We start from the raw sequence: 22607 nt of genomic DNA on the forward strand, positions 1-22607 counted from the left end.
CAACAAAATATTTAGCTTTGCAACCAATTTTGCTGGGTTTCGAACTGACGTAGGTGTGTAAACCAGGAGTTTCCAGCGAGGAAAAGGAGCATTTATCCTGTAGTTTATTTTATTACTAATTCATTTGCAGATTTAAATGAACAACACCTACACCGACCTCGTTAAACAGACTTTTGAATTTCCCCAGGAGGGCTTTGACGTAAAAGACAACTACCTGGAGTTTAACGGTTTGGACATTAAGGCGCTGATTGACAAGTACGGAACGCCTTTTAAGTTGACCTACCTTCCCAAGATCGGAATGCAGATCAACAAGGCAAAGAAAATGTTCCATGATGCCATCAAGAAGAACAGGTACGACGGAAAGTATTATTATTGCTATTGTACCAAAAGTTCGCACTTCTCCTTCATTATGGAGGAAACCCTGAAACACGGGGTGCACATCGAAACCTCGTTTGCTTATGATATCGATATCGTAAACAAGCTGTACGAAAAAAAGAAGATCAGCAAAGAGACGTTTGTTCTCTGCAACGGTTTCAAAACAAAAGCCTACACCAGGGCCATCGCCAGGCTGATCAACAGCGGCTTCAAAAATGTGATCCCGGTGCTGGACAATAAAGAGGAGCTGGAAGACTACAAACGGAATATCCGGATAAAAGATAAAGTGAAATTGGGTATCCGCGTTGCTGCGGAAGAAGAGCCCAGCTTCGACTTCTATACCTCCCGTCTGGGCGTGCCTCCCCGCGATATCCTCGAGTATTACGTGGATAAAATCAAGGGAAATGAGAAGTTTGAGCTGAAAATGCTGCACTTCTTCATGAACAAAGGGATTAAAGATGATATCTTCTATTGGTCTCAGTTCAACCGGGTGATCAACCTGTACTGCCAGCTGAAGAAGATCTGCCCTGAACTGGACAGCATCAATATCGGTGGTGGCTTCCCGATCAAACACTCTCTGGGCTTCGACTATGACTATAATTACATCGTTAACGAGATTGTAGCCAACATCAAAAGCACCTGTAAAAAGAATAAAGTGCCGGTTCCGGACATCTATACAGAATTCGGTTCCTTTACCGTGGGAGAGAGCGGCGCTGTTATCTACAGCGTGGTAGGCGAAAAAATGCAGAACGACAGGGAGTCCTGGTATATGATCGACAGTTCTTTCATTACCACCCTGCCGGATACATGGGGTATCGGGGAGAAATTTCTGATGCTGCCGATCAATAAGTGGGACCAGGAATACCAGGAAGTGCACCTGGGTGGTCTTACCTGCGACGGATATGACTTTTATACTTCTGAGGAACATATTAATGCGGTATTTTTACCGAAACAACAGCCGAGCGGAGAGCCGCTGTATATCGGTTTCTTCCATACCGGCGCCTACCAGGACCAACTGAGCGGATACGGTGGTATCAAACACTGCCTTATTCCATCCCCCAAGCATGTGATTGTGGGATACGATAAGAATGGACAGCTGAAGGACTGGTTGTATGCGAAAGAACAAACTTCTCAGAGCATGTTGAAGATTTTGGGTTATTAAAAAATGGGTTAGTAATCCTACTGAAAGCCCCCCGATTTTTCGGGGGGCTTCTTTTATGTGTGAAAGTTCAGGGCAAAAAAAAGGACTTTCATTGCTGAAAGCCCCATCCATGGCATAGGTTAGATGATGTCCAATAGCATAAGGACAATAGGAAATAATTTGATATCACAAATATAGTGTAGCCGTTCACGCTGGATAAGCCCTAAAAGTTGTAATTTTTTATAATCTGTTGTTGCGATGTTTGAATCGATTTTATGTTAATATAGTATTATATCATTTACAAATCATTAACATTTACGCGGTCTTTCAAGAGATTAGCTGTTAGGGTTTTTTAGGGAGAAGTGACGGGTACAGGGAGTAAAAAAATGTTATATCTCACACAGACGTGTAGTATCAATCTTCCTGGGCTTCATTGAGATAGCTGATAGCGGAGCCGCATTGTTTTTCTATTTCAGTGAAACAGGCTTCCAGCAGTTCCAGCTCGCCTTTTATAAAAGCCGCTTTACCGGAACGGGAGAACCCTTTCACCAGCAGGAACTGTTTGGTGAGGTTTTGATTGATGAGTGACAGGTGCTGCTTTTGTTTTTCCATAGTGCGCTGCTGCTCCATGGAGATGATGTTGCGGTAATACTGGCCCAGTGCGCGGATCAGGAAGAGCATATACAGGATCACCGTGATGGGGTTGGACATCAGCTGGAAGGCGTCGGAATAACCGGGGCTTACATATATGGTAATACCGTTGATTTTAATGTAGGCCACTGTACAGAGATAGACGCAGAGAATGCTGCACAACACGAGCGAGGTCCGTATGTTGACCGTAATATAAGCCAGCAGGATACTCATCGACCATACGATGGCGTATCGGGGGGAAAGGTCCTGGTTGTTGAGGAAAGACGAAAAAATGGGTATCAGTAAAGTACAACAGGAAGTGACCAGTCCCACCACCCGCGCTGCTATCCCGCGCCTCAGCAGGTAAAGGCAAACGGACAATGCCGTTACCATGCAGGGGATCAGTATCATGTTGACCTCGTTCTGGCTGATCATGGCCAGCAACATCACGGGGAACAGTAGTAGTATGTAAAAAAAGAGATAGTCAAAGATGAGCCGGAGCTTCGCCTGTTCATAAGTATCTTCGGTATGCTGCAATACATTGCCGATCACTGCTTTCTCCGAGCTGAGGTAAATGCTCTTGGTAAATAACCAGGCATTCCTGAAATGCTTTGCCATTAGCGCTTGCTTAAGGAAGCAAATTATCGTATTAATCCGCACCAGTTGATTCAACGTTTGTGTGAATTATACACATATGAAAAAGGAGATACCAGATGGTACCTCCTTTATTAACCCCCATGTTTCAGGCAACTTCCGGGAGAAAGCTGTCCTGTATCCCTTATTCCACTACTATCTCTTTGGGAGCGTCCTGTTTGTTTTCCTTTTTGGAAAGGGTTACTTTCAGGATGCCGTTTTCATACTTCGCCTGAATCCTGTTTACATCCACTGTTTCAGTGATGCTGAAGGAACGTTTGAAGGATTTGAAGTTAAACTCGCGGCGCACTTGTTTGTCGCCTTCGGTTTTAGCTTCTGCTTTTCTTTCTGCGCTGATGGTAATGGCCTTATCATCTGCACTGATCTTAAAGTCTTCTTTCACAAAACCAGGTGCTACTACATCCAGCAGAAATGCGTCTTTCGTTTCTACGATGTTCACCGGGGGATGGGTCGTGAAAAAGTCGCTGGTCAGGAAGTCGTCTTTTACATATTTGTTCCATCCGCTGTTAAAGATGTCTTCAACTAATCTGGGAAGAGGGCTGTGGTTGAATTTTACGTGTGTCATGGCTTTTATAAATTTTTTTAGTGTGAAATAAATTTTGTTGTTCAACACTGGTTACAGATCAAATGGGATACCATGCCAACAAAACTGCTATTTTGTTAGTAAAATGGTTACAGATACTGACAATGTGTCGTTTTGATTGTTTGTATTGTGTCAAAAAGTCTTTTATGGGGATGGTTTTTTTACTTTTTGATCCTATATCTTTAACTTTGTCGAAAATCTTAACACAAAAAACAATAATTATATGTATCCTGCGGAACTAGTTATGCCTAGAAAGGCTGAGTTGACTGATAATGGATTTGAGGAGCTGCTGACCTCCGGCAGTGTAGACGACACGCTGAAGAAAGAAGGTACCACGCTGGTAGTAATAAATTCTGTATGTGGCTGCTCCGCTGCTACTGCACGTCCTGGTGTACTGATGGCTGTTGCGCACAGCGAAAAGAAACCGGACAGGCTGACCACGGCTTTTGCGGGTTTTGACCTGGAAGCGGTACAGCAGATCCGTACGCACCTGATGCCTTATCCTCCGTCTTCTCCTTCTATTGCGCTGTTTAAAGACGGACAACTGGTGCATTTCATCGAGCGTCACATGATCGAGGGCCGTTCAGCACAGATGATTGCTGCCAACCTCGCTGATGCGTTTGAACAATATTGCTAATACTTTAATTCCGGAATTCCAATTCAGAATTTCGAAATTACATCGTACTTTGGTGGTTTGATTTTCCTTATTGACTAATTCGGCTTTGTTCATAGGAAAACTCAGATCACCAATTTTTTTAGGCTATGTATCCTAATTTATATTACGCTTTTAGAGACCTGTTTGGTATAGAAATCCCTGCTTTCAAAATCCTTCAGACATTTGGCTTTTTTGTGGCCGTTGCTTTTCTGGCAGGGGCCTGGGTGCTAACGAAAGAATTGAAGCGCCGTGAGCAACTGGGCTGGCTGAAGCCTGTTGCTGAAACGGTGATGACAGGCGGTCCTGCCGGTACCGGTGAATATCTTACCAGCGGGATTCTCGGGTTTCTGCTGGGCTGGAAAGGGTTAGGACTGGTCCTCAACTGGGATACGGTGTCGCAGAACTTTCAGGGTTTTATCCTGTCCGGAGAAGGTAGCTTCCTGGGCGGCCTTGCTGTGGCGGGTTTGCTGGTTTTCCTGAAATACAACAGCTCCAAAGGCAAAAAAGGGACCGTAGCCAAAAAAGAAACCGTGAGCATATGGCCTCACCAGCGTGTGCCGGACATTATTGTGATGGCGGCCATTGCAGGATTGCTGGGCGCCAAAGTGTTTCATAATCTTGAGAACTGGAACGATTTTGTACAGGACCCCATCGGGGCTTTACTTTCTTTTAGCGGCCTGACGTTCTACGGCGGCCTGATAGTAGCTACCGTCGTGATTCTGCGGTATGCCCGTAAAAAACAGATCGGCATCAAACACCTGATAGACAGCGCTGCGCCTGCGCTGATGCTGGCATACGCCATCGGCAGAATGGGCTGCCAGTTTGCCGGCGACGGTGACTGGGGCATTTACAACAGCGCCTATATCACCGATACAACCGGCCATGTAGTACAAGTGGCGCCGGCTGAATTCAGCAGCGCCGTACAACGGAACATTGCCTTCTTCCGGCAGCAATACAGCGATACCGCCCACATTCCCCATGCGGCATTTGCAAAGCCGGCTGCCCTGAGCTTTCTGCCTGACTGGTTTTTTGCTTCCGGTTATGCGCACAACGTAGTAAATGAAGGGGTGCCCCTGCCGGGTTGCGACGGACCTTACTGCCGTGTGTTACCCGTTGGCGTATACCCTACACCGTTATATGAGATCCTGGCCTGCCTGCTACTGACCGGTGTACTGTGGGCGATCCGCAAAAAAATAACCGTACCCGGTGTTATCTTTGGTATCTACCTGGTACTGAACGGCCTGGAACGTTTCTTTGTTGAAAAGATCCGTGTCAACACGAAATACAATATTTTTGGTTTTCATCCCACGCAGGCGGAGATCATCTCTTTCCTGTTGATTGTCGGAGGCATAGTCTGGATTTGGTATTGCCGTAAAAAAAATGCAGCTGTCGCGACGGCTGCCTGATATTGAGTATGCAACGTCATTCAGCACTGATACCCTTGTCGCATGAGCATAAACGCCTGTTATTCGTATGCCGCTACCTGAAAAAGGACGCGGCGCCCTATGAAGGTTTTCCTCTGGAAACACAGGCCCGGTTTGAATACATGGTGAAAGTGTTTCAGGAATTAATGGTGCCGCACATCCAAAAGGAAGAATATCTCTTTGAGAAATGTGCCGGTCATGATTCCCGGGTGGATGCACTGATTGCTGAGCTGCAGGAAGAACACCGGGTCATCTCCGGCATGTACAGCGCCATTACCGAAAGCACCCGGCTGGAAGATGACATGGACAAAATAGCCAACAGCCTGGAGACCCATATCCGGAAAGAGGAACGGGTGTTTTTTCAGCTGGTCCAGGAAATATTGCCCGGTATTCTCGAAAATATCCGCTGGGAAAAATAAAAAATGCTATATCTTGTTATAAGAACAATGAGAGGTTTCCGTAAACAGGCGCAGCCTTTGCGAGGACCGATCCCTTTTATCTGTGCGCCTTGATGGCAGCCAACTGTAGTAATTTTATCCCTGTCTTATTAAGACCTTGCATGTCCATTTTTTGTTGAGCTGTTAAACCATCAAACGGTTTTATGTGGAAGGTTTTTGCATACTATTTATTCATTTGTTTAGCAGTCGTTTCCCGGGCTTTTGCCGGCGTCGGGGAAGATAGTCTGAACCGCTACGACATGCTCGATCCGGAGGACAAACTCTCTGCTTCGTTCACTTACCAGCAGGGGAATGTAGTCCTGAACAACGGTATGGTGCTGTCTGTGCCGGAAGGATACCGCTTCCTGGACGCAGTACAGGGACGCACACTGGTGGAACGTCTCTGGGGCAACCCGCAGAACCCCGGATTCCTGGGGTTGTTATTGCCAAAGCCCGGCAGTCAGCCGGAGAATATCCTCTTCGGTATTGAAATTTCCACGGACGAAACAGGGTATCTCAGTCAACAGGAAGCCCGGCAGCTTAACTATACCACCTTGATGCAGAAGATGCAACAGCACCTCCTGCAGGAAAATAACTGGCGCAACAGGAAAGGGCTGAGCACCGTGACGGATATGTACTGGGCAATGCCGCCGGCTTACAACGAAACCGACAACACCCAGCACCTGGTCCGTATCCTGCAACTGGGAAAAAACGCGTCCATCCTTAATTACGAAATGCGGATACTCACCCGTACCGGCGCCCTTTCGCTCACAGCCGTGGCCAATACCAGCCAACTTACTGCCTTGCAGGCACTGATGCCTGCTATGGTGGCAAATATCCACCTGCCGGTAGGGCAACGTTACCTGGACTTTAATCCGCATACTGACCAGATCGCCACATGGACGGAGAGAGTGCTGCGGATGGGAGAGATCCTCGATGCCGGTCATTTTTTTGAATGGCTGCTGAATACCTGGTTGTTCATAGCTGTATGCCTGGTCATGGTCTCGTTTATATATGTCATGCAGTATATCCATCGCCGCCGGGAGCTGCCTAAGCAGTTTTTTCATGTGGATGAGCGACTGAACTAAGGATGCCTGTCTGGATTTGCTTTCTTCCCTTGGGAAGATGCCCGCCAGGATTTACCCCCTTTTCTCTTAATTCTTATCCTTCGAGGGCTTGTCCGAACGCATTCGGCCCTTTTCGATCGTCGAAGCATGTGCCTATGGTCCCCTTGTAGAAGGCTTGTCCGAACTTATTCAGCCCATTTCTCTTTTCCGGAAGAGCTCGCATTTCCAGCAGGTAGTCACGCTTTTCACGCCGTCCTGTTGCGTCCGCTAATCTTGCTAATTCCACTGGTCCCTTCTTTTTTACCGTCTGTACCCTCCCTCATACCTCCGGAACTTCTACGGCTTCGGGGCTGAAACATTTCCTTTTTTAGGTCGTCTTCTTATTGTTCCGGTTTACTTATTACCGCTCATCCCTGGTTATTGACCGTTTGTGTAACAATTAGGTACTATGTATTGCATGATACCTACTTTTACAATGTAGTTGATAAGCTACTGTAGTTGACAAACCACTGTAGTATATTAACCAAGGTTCTCTAAGAATGGAAAATCAGCAAACCAACTGAGCAGTAACCGGGAACGATCTAATCTAAAAAACCAGAAAAATTCTAAATCCGCCCTTATATGAAATCAATTTTTAAAGCGTTTGCATTAACAGCGGGAATGATAAGCGCTGTGTTAACTTCCCAGGCACAAAACGGGCCCAAAGTGGCCGGCAAAGTCATCCGGGCAGGTGAGCAACCAGTGGAGTTCGCCACCGTAACACTCTTAAAAGCCGGGGACTCTTCTCTTGTAAAAGGAGCGATCGCAGATATCAATGGTAAATATGAATTCGAACAAATAAAACAAGGTAAATACCTGATCGCGGCAGCAGCCGTAGGGATGAACAAAGCCTACAGCAAACCGTTTGAGGTAGGTGCCGGCGGTGCGGCGGTTCCCGCCCTGACCATGGAAGCCGCTTCCAAAAGCCTGAAAGCAGTCGATGTAACCGCCCGCAAACCTTTCGTAGAACAGAAAGCCGATAAAATGGTGGTGAACGTGGAAAGCAGCATCACCGCCGCAGGCGGCAACGCCATGGAGGTATTGGAGAAATCCCCCACCATCAACGTGGACAAGGACGGTAACATCTCCATGAAAGGCAAAGGTGGTGTGATCATTATGATTGATGGTAAACCTACCAATATGTCCTCACAGGAAGTGACAGAGCTGCTGAAAAGCATGCCCGCTTCCAACGTGGAACAGATAGAACTGATTGCCAATCCTTCCGCCAAATACGATGCCGCCGGTAATGCCGGTATCATCAACCTGAAACTGAAAAAGAATAAAAACTATGGTACCAACGGAAGCGTGAACCTGGGCGTTTCCCAGGGTATCAGAGGCCGCGCCAACGGCGGGATCAACCTGAACCACCGCAATGAAAAAGTAAACCTTTTCGGTTCCTATAACTACAATCACCGGGAACAACAGCAGGACCTGGGCGTATATCGCACCATGACCAACGAAGGCCGCTACCAGGTATTTGACCAGCGCAATATCTCTGAACGTAAGTCAGACTACCAGGCGGTGAAACTGGGGATGGATTATTTCATCGCTAAAAATCACACCATCGGCGTAATGGCCGACCTGGCACGCCGCGACCGCCAAAGTCCCAGCAATGCTACTACCAAAATAGGAAATGGTTCCCTCATCGATTCTATCCTGCGTACGCATACAACGGATAACGGAAGATGGCAGCGGGGCGCCTACAACCTCAACTACCGTGGTATCCTCGATTCTACCGGCAAAGAGCTGAACATTGACGTGGATTATGCCCGCAATACGAACGAACAGGCGTCTTCCATCTTCGCCATTACCCGCGATGGCGCTGACAAAGCGTTGCTGGGCAGCGATACTTCCCGTAACAACCAGCCTTCCCGCATAGAAATTAAAACGGCGAAAATTGATTATGTGCATCCGCTGAAAGGAGGCGCAAAACTGGAAGCCGGTCTGAAAACCAGCTTCGTGACCACCGATAACGACGCCCGCTTCGATTCGCTGCGCCTTGGCCACTGGATCATGGATGAGAACCGTTCCAACCACTTTATTTATAAAGAGAACGTCAATGCAGCCTATGTGAATTTCAGCAAACAGTTTAAAAAACTGCATGTACAGGTAGGGCTGCGTGGTGAACAAACCAGTATCAGTGGTAATTCAACATCTACCCAAAACCAGCAGGAGAAAGTGGTGAAGAACGATTCCAGCTACTTCAACCTGTTCCCCAGTGCTGCACTGACTTACCAACTGAATAAAAACAACACGCTGGGCCTGACGTACAGCCGCCGCGTTCAGCGTCCGGATTACGAAGAACTGAATCCGTTCGAGTATTACCTGGATCGTTATACCAAGGCTGCCGGTAACCCCGGCCTGAGGCCACAGTTCTCCAACAACTTTGAAATCACGCATACCTTCAAAGAGTTCCTCATCACCTCACTGGGATACACGCATACCAAAGACATGATGACGCAGATACTGGAAGCAGCAGTAGACCGGGCCAGCGGAGACACTTCTGCCGTGCGTTACAGGTACCAGAACGTGGCCAAGGCCGACAACTTTAACCTGAACATATCTGTACCGATGCCGATCACCAGGTGGTGGAGCTCTTTCACAACAGTGTCTGTCCTATATAATATGTACGAAACGGTGGTGGACAAAAACAATGTGAAACTTTCTTCTGCCGGCTTCTTTGGCCGTACGCAACAGACTTTCACCCTTGCAAAAAACACCACTGCCGAAGCCACTTTCTTTTATGTGTCACCGCAGGTAGCAGAAGAAGGGCTGTTCCGAATGAAGTCCATGTGCTCCCTGGACCTCGGTGTACAACAGAAAGTGCTGAAGGGAAAAGGAACGCTGAAACTGAACGTGACAGACGTTTTCAATACCCAGTATTTCCGTGGTTCCTTTGACAACGCCGGCAGGACCACCGCACTCTATAGCAGAAACGATGCCCGGCAGGTACGACTTTCGTTCAACTACCGCTTCGGCAACACCAATGTAAAAGCCGCCCGTAACCGTCAGACCGGCCTGGAAGCAGAACAAAACCGTGTTAAACAGGGAGGGAACTAAAGATGGTTTTTTAGGTATATATAAGGATGGAAAAACGCGGCCCTTTTCGTCAGGGCTGCGTTTTCTACCACTTTACCAGAAAATCAGCGTTTCGTCACAAAAAAGCAGGGTTTGGTGGATTTTTAAACAGGAAAAGCACGCTTCCCGGTAATTTTATAAAAAAATTTTTAAGAAGAAATTACAGGTATACATCTATATAAAATATTTATAATTAGATAATTACGTGTATTTCTTCCCCAGGCCCTGAGTGTCAGTCGTAGAAAATCCATAAAGAAAGGCCTTACCACATGCAACCTTTTTTACAATCATTGTCTTTATAATGAAAGCATCAGCAAACAACTTGAATCAGACGCCAATAGACGGGAATGTAATAGACCGCTGCAAAAGAGGGGATGTTCGCGCATTTCGCGAACTGTATAATGCTTATGCCGCTGCCATGTACAACATCTGTCTGCGTATGACCAATAACGTTAGTGATGCGGAGGATACCTTACAGGAAGCCTTCATACAGGTACACCGTAACATCGGCAAGCTGGAGCGCGAAGCGAGTGTGACAGCATGGATTAAAAGGATAGTGGTCAACCACTGCCTGAACAATCTCAGAAAGAAAAAAGTGTACTTTGAAGAAGTGGAAGAGGTGGAAGTAGCAGAAGAAGCAGGTATAGACGAGGATTCCTTCACCTGGACCGTGTCCGCTGTCAAATCAGCCATACACGGACTGCCGCAGGGATACCGAACCGTACTGAACCTCTATCTGTTCGAAGACTACTCTCACCGTGAGATCGCCGACATGATGGGTATTACGGAATCTACCGTAAAAACCCAGTACATGCGGGCGAAAGAGAAAGTAAGACAAATTGTAAAACAGCAAAATCTCATTCGTTAATGCCGGAAAATTTCGAAAGTTTTATCCAACAGCACCGGGACGCATTTGAGGAGCCCGGACCCTCACCCAAAGTGTGGGACGCGTTGGAGAGAGAGTTGGAGGGAAGCCGTAAAGGCAGAATAGTGTCGATGATGGGCAGAAACTGGTTTAAAGCTGCCGTGATCGCAGTGCTGTTGGTCAACGCCGCCGTACTGTTTTATATCGCGAAACATAAACAGCATCAGCAGCAGGACCTGGCCGTGGTGATACCGGAAATACAGGAGGCCAAAGTGTATTATACCAACCGCATCAACGAAAAGCTGGAACTCATCAACGCTTATCCCGCCAATGAGCTGGGGCTTGACAGCGCAGCACGACAAGAATTGCAGTTACGTAACGATACCTATAAAACACTGGAGAATGAGCTGAAAAACAATCCGGGCAACCAGAGAATCCGGGGTGCCATGATTCGTTATTATCAGCTTAAACTGGAGCTGCTTGACAAAATCCTCGAAGAGTTGCAAGATAAGCACGCAACTCCCCCCACTCACACAAAAAAACAATATGAAGCTGAAATTTAATTTACTGCTGTGCCTTGTATTGCCACTGTTCACTTTTGCCACCAAAGGCGGCGTAACGTATAAAAAAACCATCAACAAGGAATTCACCGTTAGCGCCGGCACGGCTTTCAGCCTGAGCAACAAATACGGCAAGGTGGTATTCCATGCCTGGAATAAAAATGAAGTCAAGGCGGTTATCACGATTACCGGTTTCGGTAATAATGATCAGGAAGCACAGGGGATCGCAGAAAGCGTTAGCATCGATGCCGTCCAGAACGGTGCCAACCTGAGCCTCAATACCGTATATACCGCCGCCCAATCCGGCTCCTGGTTTTCCTGGGGCAACAAGAAGGATTCCAAGGACTATGTTAACATAGACTATGACGTGTATATCCCCGAAAGCCTCTCCCGCCTGAAGGTAGAGAACCACTTCGGGGATGTGATAGCAGACCGGCTGAAGTTCCCTGCAGAACTGGTGCTCAATTACTGCGCTTACGATATCCGCGACGCTGAAGATCTGCAGCTGCGGGTGAACTACTGCGATAAAGGGCGTATCGGCAAAGCCAACAGCGTGGTGATAAAGGGAAACTACTCCGACCTGAAAGCAGAGCAGTTGGGCCAGCTGGAAGTAAGTTCCAACTACAGCAACTATACCATTACCAACCTGGGAACGCTGAAGATCGCTGCCAACTACGACAACTATAAAATTCAGCGGGTAGACAGGGTGAATGGTCATGTGACTTTTTCCGACACCAACATCGGTGACCTGGTGGAAAATATCAACATGAAGATCACCTATGGAGACCTGAACATCACAAAAGTGCTGCCCGGTTTCAAAGGAGCTGACCTGGTGCTGACTTTCTCCGACCTGAAACTGAATCTGCCGCGTAAACTACCGCTGCGACTGGATTTCGTGATGGTCAACGGCGGGCTGAGCACCAGTGGCCTTGAACTGAAAAATGTGAATTCGAATAAAACATCTTCCACCCAGATTTACAAAGCACAGGCCGGTGGTGGTGGCGAGGGTTCACCCGTCATCAGAATCAGAGGCACCAACGCAGATGCCAATGTGACCGGCTACTGATCATATTACTGTATTCACGACGAAAAAAACCATTCTAAAACCTGATTATAAATCGTTTCTAAAAAAATCCACATGAAAACAATCTTTAAGTATGTAGCACCAGCCACCTTGTTGGTAGCCCTTTGTGTAGCGTTGGTTTCTTTTACCGGTATCCGTACGGAACGGGTAAGGGGAAACGGCCAAATGAAATCTGAAACCCGGACTGCCGGCAACTTTGACAAGATCTCTACCGGCGGCGTGTACCATATAGAACTGCAACAGGGCGGCACCAACAGTATCTCGATCGATGCAGAGGAAAACCTGTTACCCTATATAGAAACAAGGATCTCCGGTGGTGAGCTGGAAGTGTATACCCGTAAAGGGGTGAATATCGATCCCACCCAAAAGATCATTGTGCATGTGACCGTACAGCAGGTAAAAAAACTGTCTGCCAGCGGCGCCTGCAGCTATACCGGTAAAGGACGTATCAAATCAGACGACCTGAAGCTGGTTTTCAGTGGCGCTACCCATGCTGACCTGGACCTGAGCGCGAGGAACCTGGAAGTGGGCATGTCCGGCGCCAGCCGTGTGGACCTGAAGGGAAACTGTGAAAAGGTAGCTTACCGGGCTTCCGGCGCCGCTAATATCGATGCCCTGGATTTCCAGACCGATGAGGCTGAAATTGGTATCTCCGGTAGTGGTGAAGCGAAAGTGGCCGTGGCGAAAAAACTGAACGTGAGCGTGTCCGGTGTGGGCAAGGTAAGATACAAAGGCAATCCCGCCGTTAGCCAGTCCGTTTCCGGTATGGGCAACGTGCGTCAAATTTAATTTTTTTTAGATTTAGATTTATATATGTCGGGCAGGTAGTTCACTACCTGCTTTTTCTTTTTTATATTTGCCGTTCCAAGATAAAAAAATTAAGATATGCCGTCCTTTGATATTGTTAGCAAAGTAGATTTACAGACGCTGGATAATGCGGTTAACACTGTGAAAAAGGAGATCACCAACCGGTTTGATTTCAAAGGTTCACATGTGGTAATAGAACTGAACAAGAAAGAACTGGTGCTGAACATAGAAGTAGATAGTGATATGAAGCTGGGGCAGGTACTGGACGTGCTGATTTCACGTTCCATGCGTCAGGGGCTGGAAGCCACCATTTACGACCAGAGCAAGGAGCCTTATCAGAGTGGGAAAGTATATAAAAAGGAAGTGCCGATCCGGAATGGCATCAAACAGGAAGATGCCAAGAAGATCGTGAAACTGATCAAAGACTCCGGATTAAAGGTACAAGCCGCCATAATGGACGACATTGTGCGCGTAACCGGCAAAAAAATAGATGATTTACAGGATGTTATACAGAAATGCCGGGAGGCTAATCTGAGTATACCTTTACAGTATATTAATATGAAATCCTGATTTTTTTACAATAAACTTTGGGTGTTAAAGAAATTTGGTTACCTTTGCACCCTGTATTTACAATAATATTTGATATGAAACAGGGAATCCATCCGGAAAATTACAGATTTGTGGTATTTAAAGATATGTCAAACGGACACAGCTTTTTAAGCCGTTCCACTGCTCCTTCCAAAGAAAGCGTAAAATGGGAAGATGGCAATGAGTATCCGTTGATTAAGTTGGAAATTTCCAATACATCTCACCCTTTCTATACTGGTAAGAATGTGTTGGTGGATACCGCAGGACGTATCGACAAATTCAACAAACGCTACGCTAAAAAAGCATAGTTCGTTTGCAACAATATTTTTACAAAGAATCCCATCGGCTTATCGATGGGATTTTTTATTTTTAGCCCCTATGGAGCGTCACTACATTCTTTTTGACACGCCCGAACGCGACTTATTATACCCTTTTACGCATACAAGACCCGTTGCCGCCTGCAGAGTTGGTATTCTCACCATCCAGGAGAAGTGGGAGCATTGGTTGGGGACTGGTGTCAGTCACTATACCGTGCCGCATTTGCAGGAGAAATTTCCGTTGCGCCGTGGAGAGGACACTACCGTAAATGTGCTGATCAGCGGGCATATTCTGCCTGATGCGGAACTGGTGGCGGCTATTATGGCCTTACGCCCGGAGGAGGAATTATACAAGGACAATCACCTGGTAGCGAAGGTGGCGCAGGGGAAGGAAGTACACCTGTTGCCCGCTGCCAGCCGAAAAAGTTATACAGGCCCAGTGACGGGCATTTTCAGGCCCTGGGATATTTTTTTGCAGAATGACCGGGCCATCCGGGAAGATTTTGTCATGCTGACCAAAGGGCGCACCTCCGCGCCGCTGCCGGAAGGCATCCAGGTATCCAACCCGGAGCAGGTGTTCCTGGAACCGGGCGCCCAGGTATACAGCAGCATACTCAACGCTGCTACTGGTCCGATCTACATTGGCCGGAATGCCCTGGTGATGGAAGGGAGTATGGTCAGAGGACCGCTGGCGATGGGAGAAGGAGCCGTCCTGAAAATGGGGGCTAAGGTATATGGGGCGACTACCCTGGGACCTTACTGCATCGGTGGCGGAGAAATTAAAAACAGCGTATTTTTCGGCTATTCCAATAAATCACATGACGGATATGTAGGTGACGCCGTGATTGGCGAGTGGTGCAACCTGGGCGGCAATACAACCTGTTCCAATGTGAAAAACAACGCGGGGGTGGTGAAAGTGTGGATGGAATCCAAACAAAGCGCGGAGCCGGCAGGGCAGAAGTGTGGTGTGATGATGGGCGACTACAGCCGTTGCGCTATCAATACCATGATGAATACCGGAACGGTAGTAGGCGTGTCCTGTAATATTTTCGGCGCCGGATTTCCACCTGTTTTCCTGCCTTCCTTTACATGGGGGCACCAGGTGGGAACGGCCGCTTACCGGCTCCCTGAAGCGCTGAGGGATGCCGCCGCCTGGATGGGCTTTAAAGGGCGGCAGCTCGAAGACGCCGACAGGAGGATATTGGAAGCCGTTTTCAGGGAAACAAACACACAACGACCATAAAACTTAATATCACAGTACATGAGAAAAAAAATTGTTGCAGGTAACTGGAAGATGAACCTCACGCTGGCACAAGGCGAGCAACTGATCAACGACATTCTGCAGGCCGGCCTGAAACTGGCGGAAGGACAGGAAGTAGTGGTGGCAACACCTTTCCCGTATCTGACCAAGGCGAAGTCCCTGCTGAAAAACTATCCCGGCTTTTTCGTAGCAGCACAGAACTGCGCCAGCGAGAAATCCGGCGCTTATACCGGCGAAGTGTCCGCTGAGATGCTGCAGTCAGTAGGCGTGGATTACGTGATCATCGGTCACTCTGAAAGAAGGGAATACTTCCAGGAAAGCAACGCGATACTGGCAAAGAAAATTGACCTGGCGCTGGCAGCCGGCATCAAGCCGATTTTCTGTTGCGGTGAGCCACTGGAAGTGCGTCAGGCGGAAACGCAGAATGCATTTGTGGCCAAACAACTCGAGGAAAGCCTGTTCCACCTGACCGAAGAACAACTGAAAAACGTGGTGATCGCCTATGAGCCGATCTGGGCTATCGGCACCGGGCTGACCGCCAGTGCAGCGCAGGCGCAGGACATGCACGCTTTCATCCGTTCACAGATCGCTAACAAATTTGGTCGTGAAGCAGCGCTGCACCTGACTATTCTCTACGGTGGCAGCGCCAAACCCGGCAATGCGGCGGAACTGTTTTCCAATCCCGATGTGGACGGCGGCCTGATTGGCGGCGCTTCCCTCGTGGCGAGTGATTTCGTGGCCATTATCCAGCATTTGGGTTAGTATTTTTTAGCAAAATAAAAAACGAACAGGGATGGGCTGAAAGGCTTGTCCCTGCTTTGTCTAGTGGTGTTTTGATAATAAACTGCGTATTTTTTTAGTATAAAATGCTAAAAAAATTAGTATTTCCAAAAAAAGGTTGTATATTCGTATTGTCATTCTAACAGTCAGTGTTAAAATATCAGGTTATGAATACGAATTATGAAACTTCGGAAGCGTTATTTGATTATTTGCTGGTAGTGAATCCGGATGTTGTGGTAGCGAAAGATGTAAACCGTATACGGCAGTTTATCGCAACATCCCTTGAAGATGCTGCGAGCATTACCTCACCGGTGTACATTCCCTTATTCAGGTCCGAGTTTCCGGCGCGTTTTGAAAATGACTTTATAGACATGGTGGAAGAAGTAGCCAAGCGCCAGTCCGGTTTTGCGATTTACACGTCGCGGCTGGAGGCGGTAAGGCATACAGACGGCCGGCAGAGTATCTGTGTGAATGTGGCCAATCCGAAGCCACTGGTGGAGTTGCACAAGAGCATCATGCAGTGTTTTGATCTCAAACCGCAAACATTTAAGCCGGGTATGACGATCGCGCGCGGGCTCGATGAGGTGGCGGTAGGCAAAGTATTGCCGGCATTAACGCAACGGTTATTTGTGCGGAGTTTTAACTGCCATTGTTTTACCCTGCTGAAGCGGCCGGTAACAGGTGGCAAATATCAACGGGTGCGGGATATCGTATTTGGGGATATTGAACACATGACAGGGTCTTTGTTCAATTATGCTGCTTAGCAGTGCAAACTTTTATAAATCATTGTCTGAATCGGGAAGAGCCGGATTGGAGATGCATTGGATGGAAATTGAACGGACTGTATCATGAATGCCCGCAGTGGTAAGGCTTGCAGGCTATTATTTTGTGACCCCTGTTTCTTCAGTTTTCATCTGTAGTTTGTTTCCCTCAAGTTAACCATTCTCAGTCTTTCCTTCAAGGTGTGGCGGCTGTCATGGCATGTCTATTTCAGCGCCCCGGAATTAATCGTTACATTCGTTTGACCAGCCACCTATATGGCCAATGGATCGTATTGTCCGTATTCATCCTGATTCAGACACTTTTGAGATAACCATGGACATCATTATGACAACCAAATCAATCATACACAAAGAGATCGTCGTGAGAGGCCGCGTGCAGGGAGTGGGTTACCGGGCTAATGCGAAACACATAGCAGATTTACTGGGAGTGCAGGGACAGATCAAAAACATGCCGGACAAAGCCGTGTGGATTCTGGCAGAAGCGGAAGAACCGGTGATGGAGCAGTTCCTCTCATGGTGCAGAAAAGGCCCGGCCATGGCTAAAGTAACGGAAATGGAGATCAGTGGGGGGCCGGTGCAGCAGGTGTCCGGCTTTACTATTCTTCATTAACGGCCGCGTCGGTTGATTTTTTCAGTTACTCCTGATCCTGGCGCCATTCCCGTTCAATCCTGATCTACTGAACACATCGATACATAGCATTATAGTTGCTATCCTTCTATATAAACCTGGTTAGATAACAGGTTCTGGTGTTCCTTTCCTATGCCCGGACTACCGCTTTCCCTATTGTGCGGTAGTCCTGAAATAAAGAAAAGCGCAAAGAATACGACGGGCCGCTGATGCAACTCCAGCCGTATCATTCTTTGCGCTTTTTCTATGATGAAGAACGATCGTTGGGCTTTTGTAAAGAAGGACTAATCTTCGATATTGATGTTCAGATTGCCGGGTTCTGCCTGCCGGATGTAAGTCCGTTTGTTTTTCAGGTAGGCGCCGTATTTTTCCGCAACACTGTCGGATTGTTTAACACCATTGATGAACAGGCCATTGGCATTCTTTTCAATGGTAAAGGACTGTTGATTGTCTATCAGTTTATCTGCTGCCATTTTATCGATCATTTCGCGGTATTTCTGCGAAGTGGTATTGGCTTTCTCCCGGGCGATTTCTGCGTTTCTGCGGGCTTTGTCCGCTTCATGGCGGGCTTCTTCTGTCTGACGGAACATGTGTTCCCGTTGCTCATCCATGTGTTCTTGCCGTTGTCTTTGACGGGACAGGGAGGAATCGCGCATGGCGTACAGCTTTTGCCTGTTGGCGGCGACGGACTGGTCGCGCATACGGCTCATGTCTTTCAATTGACGCGCCCTGTCAGCTTCCATTTTTTTCCGGTTAGCGTCCCATTCCTTCCGGAATTTTTCACTTTGTTTCCGGAAGTTTTTGCTGTTCTTTTTCCAGGCTTCATTATCAAAGTCGAACTGGAAGTTCATGCTGTTTTTTATGTCTTGTTGCATCTGTGACCAGTCGATGCTTTTCAGTGCTTCTCTGGCCGCTTCCTGCGCTGCCTGTGCTTCCTGGGCGATCGCTTTCCAGTCTACCTGGTCTACTGCTGCCTTTGCGTCTGCCTGGATCTTTTTTACATCTACTTCTTTCAGCTGTTGCATGGCTTTTTCCACGCTTTGCTGTGCCAACTGCAGTTGTTTCCTGACAGTGGCTTCAGACTGGCGGGCCTGGCCTTTTGGAACGCTGTCCCAGGGGGCCATAGGAGCCATCGGTGCCATAGGAGGCATGGGCGCCATTGGTGCTGTAGGGTAGATCATTTGTCCCTTGCCGTTCATCACGATCACATTTTGTGGTGTTTGTATGTTGGCCGGGATCGGAGGCACAGGAGCCTCCGGCGCTGAAGGCGGTGGTTCGGGAGCCTCCGGAATCTCATCTACAGCCGGTGGGGTAGGCGGTATTTCCTGTGTTGTTGGTGGTGGCGTGGGAGGAGCGGGAGGAGAGGGGGGCATCGGCATCGCCGGGATGCTGGTGTCGGCAGCCACAGCGGTTTCCGGCAGTTTCTTGCCGGCGTCTTTGCCCCTGGCGGGATTGAGCCAGGCAATAGATACCAGGGCTGTAGCGATGATGAGGACTGCCAATAATTTCTGACTATAGTTAAGATGTTTTGTTTTCATCTCCATGATTCTTTTGATGCGGTGAAACAGATGTTGTTTATCGTCTGCAGCAGCCATGGCCAGCGGGTTGGAAGTTAACCGGTACGTTTCCAACGCCATCAGTGCTTTGGCGTAATGCAGGGGTTGGACGGTGCCTGCAATGACGAGGTCGTCGCAACAGTGTTCCCTTTCCTGGCGGATAATACGGGAAATCAGCCAGACGAAAGGATTGAAGAAGAGAATGGTTTCAACGATTGATTGGAAGATATTTAACAGATAATCATTGCGTTTTACGTGTGCCAGCTCGTGCAGCAGGATGGCTTCCAGCTGTTCTTCCGACAGGTTGTTGACCATGGCGACGGGTAGCAGGATCACGGGTTTCAGGAATCCCAGCATAACCGGTACGTGGATATAACGGGAAACCAGCAGCTTCACCGGACGGGATAACTTCAGTCTGCCCATCAGCCGCTGCAGGTGTTTTTCCCAGACTTCTCCCATCGGCTCCACCATGCTGGTACGGATATGATGCAGCTGCACCAGGTCGGAAGAGAGTTTGATGGTCATGAGCAACATACCGATGAGGTATAAAGTGACCAGTACCGGAAAACATTGTTCCAGGCTGGGAAACAGCGTTACCATTTGCAGCTGGCCGGTATAGGTCGCCACCGGTGGTGCCGCCTGGGCAGGCAGATCCGCAGCATCGGCAGGGACATATTGTACCAGCAGCTGTTGGGCTGCCGAAATGGTTTGCCACTGCTGGTAAAAAGTAATGAGGAACCAGGCAAATATGCCGGAAAGCGCGAAAAACGACAGGTTGTACTTAATACGGGCACTAGCCATGGGCCATAGCTTCAGCACTACCCTCAGGCAGGCATATACGAAAAAAGCTTGCCATAAGGCATGCAGTATGCTCCAGCCAAGCGCACGTACCAAATCGCCGGTGATAGGTAATAAGTTCATAGTAGTAGCTGTTTTACCGTTTTATCGCTTTTGTTGTTTTTCTATTTCCGCCAAATATTCCCTGATTTTTTCCAGTTCCGCATCGGAGGAGCGGTGCTGTCCCAGCGCCTGCATCACCAGGCTGCTGGCCGATCCGCCGAATACAGTGTCTATCATTTTATTTAACAGCTGCTGCCGGGTTTTTTCCTGCGAAACAGCCGCTTTATACACATGTGTTTTACTGCTGGTGTCACGCTCCAGCAACTCCTTGTCATGCATGATCTGCATCAGCTTCAGTGTGGTGGTGTAACCGGCATCTTTTGTGGCAGAGAGAATATCATGCACCTCCCGTACGGTGCAGGGGCCTTTCTCCCAAAGGATGCTCAGTATTTCCAATTCACTTTCTGTTGGCTTTATTTGTTTCACAGTCACGATGTTTTATCAAGGATGATTATTATTGTACGAATATCTTCGTAGCTAATGTACGATTGTTTTCGTAAATGCAAAATTAATTATCCGGAAAATTGATAAACCTGATAAAAAGCGGATGAGCGGTTTAGCGGCCCCTTAACTGTTTGGTGGTCTGCCGGCTGCCGTCGGGGCTCCATCCGGGGGCGTCCAGCAGGTAGTGCCAGGCTTCGCGCAGGGAGCGGGCCCGCCGTAGGTCGTGCCAGATGTCCAGCCATTCGTGGGTGGCAATACGGAAGGGATTATAGGTATGGATATTTTTGGTGAGACCGTATACCGGCCGCTGCTTTTCCGGGGTGAACGTGCCGAACAGGCGGTCCCAGATAATAAGCATCCCGCCATGGTTGCGGTCCAGGTAGTCCAGATCGGAGCCATGATGCACGCGGTGATGGGAGGGGGTATTGAAGATAAACTCGACCGGCCGCGGTAGTTTGTTGATCACCTCGGTATGTATCCAGAACTGGTAGATCAGGCTGATGGCCTGCATGCTCAACACCATCACAGGATGAAATCCGGCAAGGGGCATCCATAGCCAGAACAGGAAGGTGCCGGTAAGGTTGCCGGTCCAGGTTTGACGCAGTGCCGTTGCCAGCGTATATTTTTGGGAAGAGTGGTGAATAACGTGGGAAGCCCAGAAAAAGCGGACGGTATGGCTGCTGCGGTGGAACCAGTAATAGCTGAAGTCATCAGCAAAAAAACACAATACCCAGGCCCACCAGGTAAACCCGAGCGTAAAGAGCCGGTATTGATAAACAAAGAGATAAATGCCGAGGATAACGCCCTTGGTAAACAGGCCGATGAAAACATTGCCCAGCCCCATGGCAATGCTGCTGAGGGCATCTTTGGGTTCGTAGAGGTTGCGGTGGTCTATCGTGGTAATGATAATTTCCAGCAGTATCAACAGCACAAAGCCGGGAATGGCGTACATGATCAGGTTAGGAGGCATAAAAAGAAATTTGGCTATCCAGGTATTTGGTTATTTAATTTACGATTTTTTGATCGTCTTTAAATCACCCCATGCCTGAATAGCCAAATAAAGCCTGTTGTATCTCTTATTTTACCAGTTTTTCCGCCCTGCCGACAGCAGAGGTGCCAAACCAGCCCAGGATCCTGGTCTGCCCGGAAGGAGTGGTATTATCCACGTTCGATTTTACGTTTTCAAGTACCTTGGCAAACAGTCCGCCGGCATTCACCTGGTTGTCTACCTGCGTCAGGAAATCATGACTGCGGCGGGTGAGAGACCGCAGCTTAACGATCACTTTTTCGTTCTGCTGGAACGGTTTGTCGTAATCGGTGATGCTTTCTGCGATAGGCAGGATAAAGGTGGCGCCATCAGATACGCCTTCATCATAGGAACCGTCTATGGAGAAAGCATCCTCCAGGCGACGGGTGGTGTCGGTGCGGTAAGAGCGGATCCAGTAGTAGTCTACCGCACCGCCTTCAATGTCTTTGGCGTGCATGGTGGCGTAATAACCTTCCTTTCCTGAAAGAGATTCTTCCTTGGTCTTGAATTTCAGGGTGATGGAATCAACCGGGGGGACCCTCTTAATGGTATCGTACGCTTCAAAGATCTCTCCTTTGTACTTAACATGCAGTTTGTACGCATGGCCTACAATGCCGATCGGACTGTTGGTGGCGTCGTAACTGTAAGCGTTCTGTTTAAACGCGAACGGGTATGATTTGCCGTTGGTCAGATCGTACAGGATGATGGTGGCATCGTCGATAATGGGCGCCGGATTATTGTTCGTAAAAGGCACCGACATGGTAAACTTGATCGTCTGCGGGCCTGCCTCATTGGTGATCCAGGCGTCGAGCACAGGATAGGATTTACCCGGGGCCACATCCAGATCTATTTTATCCTCGCAGGCAGTAAGCGCTGCAAACGCTGATATGATGAATAATGACAGTTTTTTCATGTAATTTCTTTT

Annotated in this window: 22 protein-coding genes; 16 read left to right on the forward strand and 6 right to left on the reverse strand. The window is 48.2% G+C overall.

Translation table 11 applies throughout. The annotated features are described in order from the left end of the window. The first annotated feature begins 136 nt into the window (after positions 1–136). The gene (locus B5D63_RS06395) at positions 137–1537 is read left to right on the forward strand and encodes a type III PLP-dependent enzyme domain-containing protein (protein WP_078667889.1); all 1401 of its coding nucleotides are present in this window, start codon (positions 137–139) and stop codon (positions 1535–1537) included. 393 nt (positions 1538–1930) lie between these two features. Here B5D63_RS06395 and B5D63_RS06400 read toward each other — a convergent pair whose 3' ends face one another. Further along, complete coding sequence (locus B5D63_RS06400; RefSeq protein WP_078667890.1) at positions 1931–2764, reverse strand: hypothetical protein; 834 nt, start codon at positions 2762–2764, stop codon at positions 1931–1933. Positions 2765–2924: 160 nt separating this feature from the next. Then, on the reverse strand, positions 2925–3365 hold the full coding sequence (locus B5D63_RS06405; RefSeq protein ID WP_143312784.1) for an Hsp20/alpha crystallin family protein: 441 nt from the start codon (positions 3363–3365) through the stop codon (positions 2925–2927). Between the two features lie 241 nt (positions 3366–3606). Here B5D63_RS06405 and B5D63_RS06410 point away from each other — a divergent pair, with 241 nt between their 5' ends. The 15 genes from B5D63_RS06410 (at position 3607) to B5D63_RS06485 (ending at position 17737) form a co-directional block, all read left to right on the forward strand. Next, positions 3607–4020, forward strand: coding sequence for a BrxA/BrxB family bacilliredoxin (locus tag B5D63_RS06410; protein WP_078667892.1), 414 nt, complete (start codon positions 3607–3609; stop codon positions 4018–4020). Positions 4021–4145: 125 nt separating this feature from the next. After that, positions 4146–5444, forward strand: a complete 1299-nt coding sequence (locus B5D63_RS06415; RefSeq protein WP_078667893.1) for a prolipoprotein diacylglyceryl transferase — start codon at positions 4146–4148, stop codon at positions 5442–5444. Between the two features lie 8 nt (positions 5445–5452). Then, positions 5453–5881 (forward strand): hemerythrin domain-containing protein, encoded by a 429-nt coding sequence (locus B5D63_RS06420; RefSeq protein WP_143312785.1) that lies wholly within the window; start codon positions 5453–5455, stop codon positions 5879–5881. Between the two features lie 182 nt (positions 5882–6063). Further along, positions 6064–6987 (forward strand): DUF2167 domain-containing protein, encoded by a 924-nt coding sequence (locus B5D63_RS06425; RefSeq protein ID WP_078667895.1) that lies wholly within the window; start codon positions 6064–6066, stop codon positions 6985–6987. A 600-nt stretch (positions 6988–7587) separates the two neighbouring features. Then, entirely contained in the window at positions 7588–10065 is a 2478-nt protein-coding gene (locus tag B5D63_RS06435; protein ID WP_078667897.1) for an outer membrane beta-barrel family protein, read from the forward strand. Positions 10066–10384: 319 nt separating this feature from the next. Then, positions 10385–10951 (forward strand): RNA polymerase sigma factor, encoded by a 567-nt coding sequence (locus tag B5D63_RS06440; RefSeq protein ID WP_078667898.1) that lies wholly within the window; start codon positions 10385–10387, stop codon positions 10949–10951. Continuing rightward, entirely contained in the window at positions 10951–11511 is a 561-nt protein-coding gene (locus B5D63_RS06445) for a cytochrome P450 family protein (protein WP_078667899.1), read from the forward strand. Before B5D63_RS06440 ends, B5D63_RS06445 begins: the two co-directional genes overlap by 1 nt. Beyond that, a complete protein-coding gene (locus B5D63_RS06450) occupies positions 11495–12574 on the forward strand; it encodes a hypothetical protein (protein WP_078667900.1) in 1080 nt (359 codons plus the stop codon). Before B5D63_RS06445 ends, B5D63_RS06450 begins: the two co-directional genes overlap by 17 nt. 72 nt (positions 12575–12646) lie before the next feature. Then, positions 12647–13381 carry a head GIN domain-containing protein gene (locus tag B5D63_RS06455; RefSeq protein WP_078667901.1) on the forward strand — a complete coding sequence of 245 codons (735 nt, stop codon included), beginning with the start codon at positions 12647–12649 and terminating at the stop codon, positions 13379–13381. Positions 13382–13477: 96 nt separating this feature from the next. Further along, positions 13478–13969: a YajQ family cyclic di-GMP-binding protein gene (locus B5D63_RS06460; protein WP_078667902.1), complete on the forward strand. Its 492-nt coding sequence runs from the start codon at positions 13478–13480 to the stop codon at positions 13967–13969. A gap of 74 nt (positions 13970–14043) precedes the next feature. Then, positions 14044–14295, forward strand: a complete 252-nt coding sequence (locus B5D63_RS06465) for a type B 50S ribosomal protein L31 (protein ID WP_078667903.1) — start codon at positions 14044–14046, stop codon at positions 14293–14295. Between the two features lie 70 nt (positions 14296–14365). Further along, positions 14366–15547 (forward strand): putative sugar nucleotidyl transferase, encoded by a 1182-nt coding sequence (locus tag B5D63_RS06470; protein ID WP_078667904.1) that lies wholly within the window; start codon positions 14366–14368, stop codon positions 15545–15547. Between the two features lie 18 nt (positions 15548–15565). Further along, a complete protein-coding gene (tpiA, locus tag B5D63_RS06475; RefSeq protein WP_078667905.1) occupies positions 15566–16327 on the forward strand; it encodes a triose-phosphate isomerase in 762 nt (253 codons plus the stop codon). A 185-nt stretch (positions 16328–16512) separates the two neighbouring features. Next, on the forward strand, positions 16513–17109 hold the full coding sequence (locus B5D63_RS06480) for a 2'-5' RNA ligase family protein (RefSeq protein ID WP_078667906.1): 597 nt from the start codon (positions 16513–16515) through the stop codon (positions 17107–17109). A gap of 343 nt (positions 17110–17452) precedes the next feature. After that, a complete protein-coding gene (locus B5D63_RS06485) occupies positions 17453–17737 on the forward strand; it encodes an acylphosphatase (protein WP_078668563.1) in 285 nt (94 codons plus the stop codon). 302 nt (positions 17738–18039) lie between these two features. On the opposite strand, the gene B5D63_RS06490 is transcribed toward B5D63_RS06485, so the two are convergent. The 4 genes from B5D63_RS06490 to B5D63_RS06505 form a co-directional block, all read right to left on the reverse strand. Then, entirely contained in the window at positions 18040–20232 is a 2193-nt protein-coding gene (locus B5D63_RS06490) for a M56 family metallopeptidase (RefSeq protein ID WP_078667907.1), read from the reverse strand. A gap of 21 nt (positions 20233–20253) precedes the next feature. Continuing rightward, positions 20254–20637: a BlaI/MecI/CopY family transcriptional regulator gene (locus B5D63_RS06495; protein WP_235021471.1), complete on the reverse strand. Its 384-nt coding sequence runs from the start codon at positions 20635–20637 to the stop codon at positions 20254–20256. A 130-nt stretch (positions 20638–20767) separates the two neighbouring features. Next, the gene (locus B5D63_RS06500; protein WP_078667909.1) at positions 20768–21625 is read right to left on the reverse strand and encodes a sterol desaturase family protein; all 858 of its coding nucleotides are present in this window, start codon (positions 21623–21625) and stop codon (positions 20768–20770) included. Between the two features lie 106 nt (positions 21626–21731). Beyond that, positions 21732–22595 carry a DUF4249 domain-containing protein gene (locus tag B5D63_RS06505; RefSeq protein WP_078667910.1) on the reverse strand — a complete coding sequence of 288 codons (864 nt, stop codon included), beginning with the start codon at positions 22593–22595 and terminating at the stop codon, positions 21732–21734. Between the last annotated feature and the right edge of the window lie 12 nt (positions 22596–22607).

The sequence above is a fragment of the Chitinophaga eiseniae genome, assembly GCF_900167135.1.
Lineage (GTDB): Bacteria > Bacteroidota > Bacteroidia > Chitinophagales > Chitinophagaceae > Chitinophaga > Chitinophaga eiseniae.

What these genes read in the sequence shown, in the direction of transcription:
- B5D63_RS06395 (WP_078667889.1), top strand. Translation starts at nt 137, where the DNA reads ATGAACAACACCTACACCGACCTCGTTAAACAGACTTTTGAATTTCCC.
- B5D63_RS06400 (WP_078667890.1), bottom strand. Translation starts at nt 2,764, where the DNA reads ATGGCAAAGCATTTCAGGAATGCCTGGTTATTTACCAAGAGCATTTAC.
- B5D63_RS06405 (WP_143312784.1), bottom strand. Translation starts at nt 3,365, where the DNA reads ATGACACACGTAAAATTCAACCACAGCCCTCTTCCCAGATTAGTTGAA.
- B5D63_RS06410 (WP_078667892.1), top strand. Translation starts at nt 3,607, where the DNA reads ATGTATCCTGCGGAACTAGTTATGCCTAGAAAGGCTGAGTTGACTGAT.
- B5D63_RS06415 (WP_078667893.1), top strand. Translation starts at nt 4,146, where the DNA reads ATGTATCCTAATTTATATTACGCTTTTAGAGACCTGTTTGGTATAGAA.
- B5D63_RS06420 (WP_143312785.1), top strand. Translation starts at nt 5,453, where the DNA reads ATGCAACGTCATTCAGCACTGATACCCTTGTCGCATGAGCATAAACGC.
- B5D63_RS06425 (WP_078667895.1), top strand. Translation starts at nt 6,064, where the DNA reads ATGTGGAAGGTTTTTGCATACTATTTATTCATTTGTTTAGCAGTCGTT.
- B5D63_RS06435 (WP_078667897.1), top strand. Translation starts at nt 7,588, where the DNA reads ATGAAATCAATTTTTAAAGCGTTTGCATTAACAGCGGGAATGATAAGC.
- B5D63_RS06440 (WP_078667898.1), top strand. Translation starts at nt 10,385, where the DNA reads ATGAAAGCATCAGCAAACAACTTGAATCAGACGCCAATAGACGGGAAT.
- B5D63_RS06445 (WP_078667899.1), top strand. Translation starts at nt 10,951, where the DNA reads ATGCCGGAAAATTTCGAAAGTTTTATCCAACAGCACCGGGACGCATTT.
- B5D63_RS06450 (WP_078667900.1), top strand. Translation starts at nt 11,495, where the DNA reads ATGAAGCTGAAATTTAATTTACTGCTGTGCCTTGTATTGCCACTGTTC.
- B5D63_RS06455 (WP_078667901.1), top strand. Translation starts at nt 12,647, where the DNA reads ATGAAAACAATCTTTAAGTATGTAGCACCAGCCACCTTGTTGGTAGCC.
- B5D63_RS06460 (WP_078667902.1), top strand. Translation starts at nt 13,478, where the DNA reads ATGCCGTCCTTTGATATTGTTAGCAAAGTAGATTTACAGACGCTGGAT.
- B5D63_RS06465 (WP_078667903.1), top strand. Translation starts at nt 14,044, where the DNA reads ATGAAACAGGGAATCCATCCGGAAAATTACAGATTTGTGGTATTTAAA.
- B5D63_RS06470 (WP_078667904.1), top strand. Translation starts at nt 14,366, where the DNA reads ATGGAGCGTCACTACATTCTTTTTGACACGCCCGAACGCGACTTATTA.
- tpiA (WP_078667905.1), top strand. Translation starts at nt 15,566, where the DNA reads ATGAGAAAAAAAATTGTTGCAGGTAACTGGAAGATGAACCTCACGCTG.
- B5D63_RS06480 (WP_078667906.1), top strand. Translation starts at nt 16,513, where the DNA reads ATGAATACGAATTATGAAACTTCGGAAGCGTTATTTGATTATTTGCTG.
- B5D63_RS06485 (WP_078668563.1), top strand. Translation starts at nt 17,453, where the DNA reads ATGACAACCAAATCAATCATACACAAAGAGATCGTCGTGAGAGGCCGC.
- B5D63_RS06490 (WP_078667907.1), bottom strand. Translation starts at nt 20,232, where the DNA reads ATGAACTTATTACCTATCACCGGCGATTTGGTACGTGCGCTTGGCTGG.
- B5D63_RS06500 (WP_078667909.1), bottom strand. Translation starts at nt 21,625, where the DNA reads ATGCCTCCTAACCTGATCATGTACGCCATTCCCGGCTTTGTGCTGTTG.
- B5D63_RS06505 (WP_078667910.1), bottom strand. Translation starts at nt 22,595, where the DNA reads ATGAAAAAACTGTCATTATTCATCATATCAGCGTTTGCAGCGCTTACT.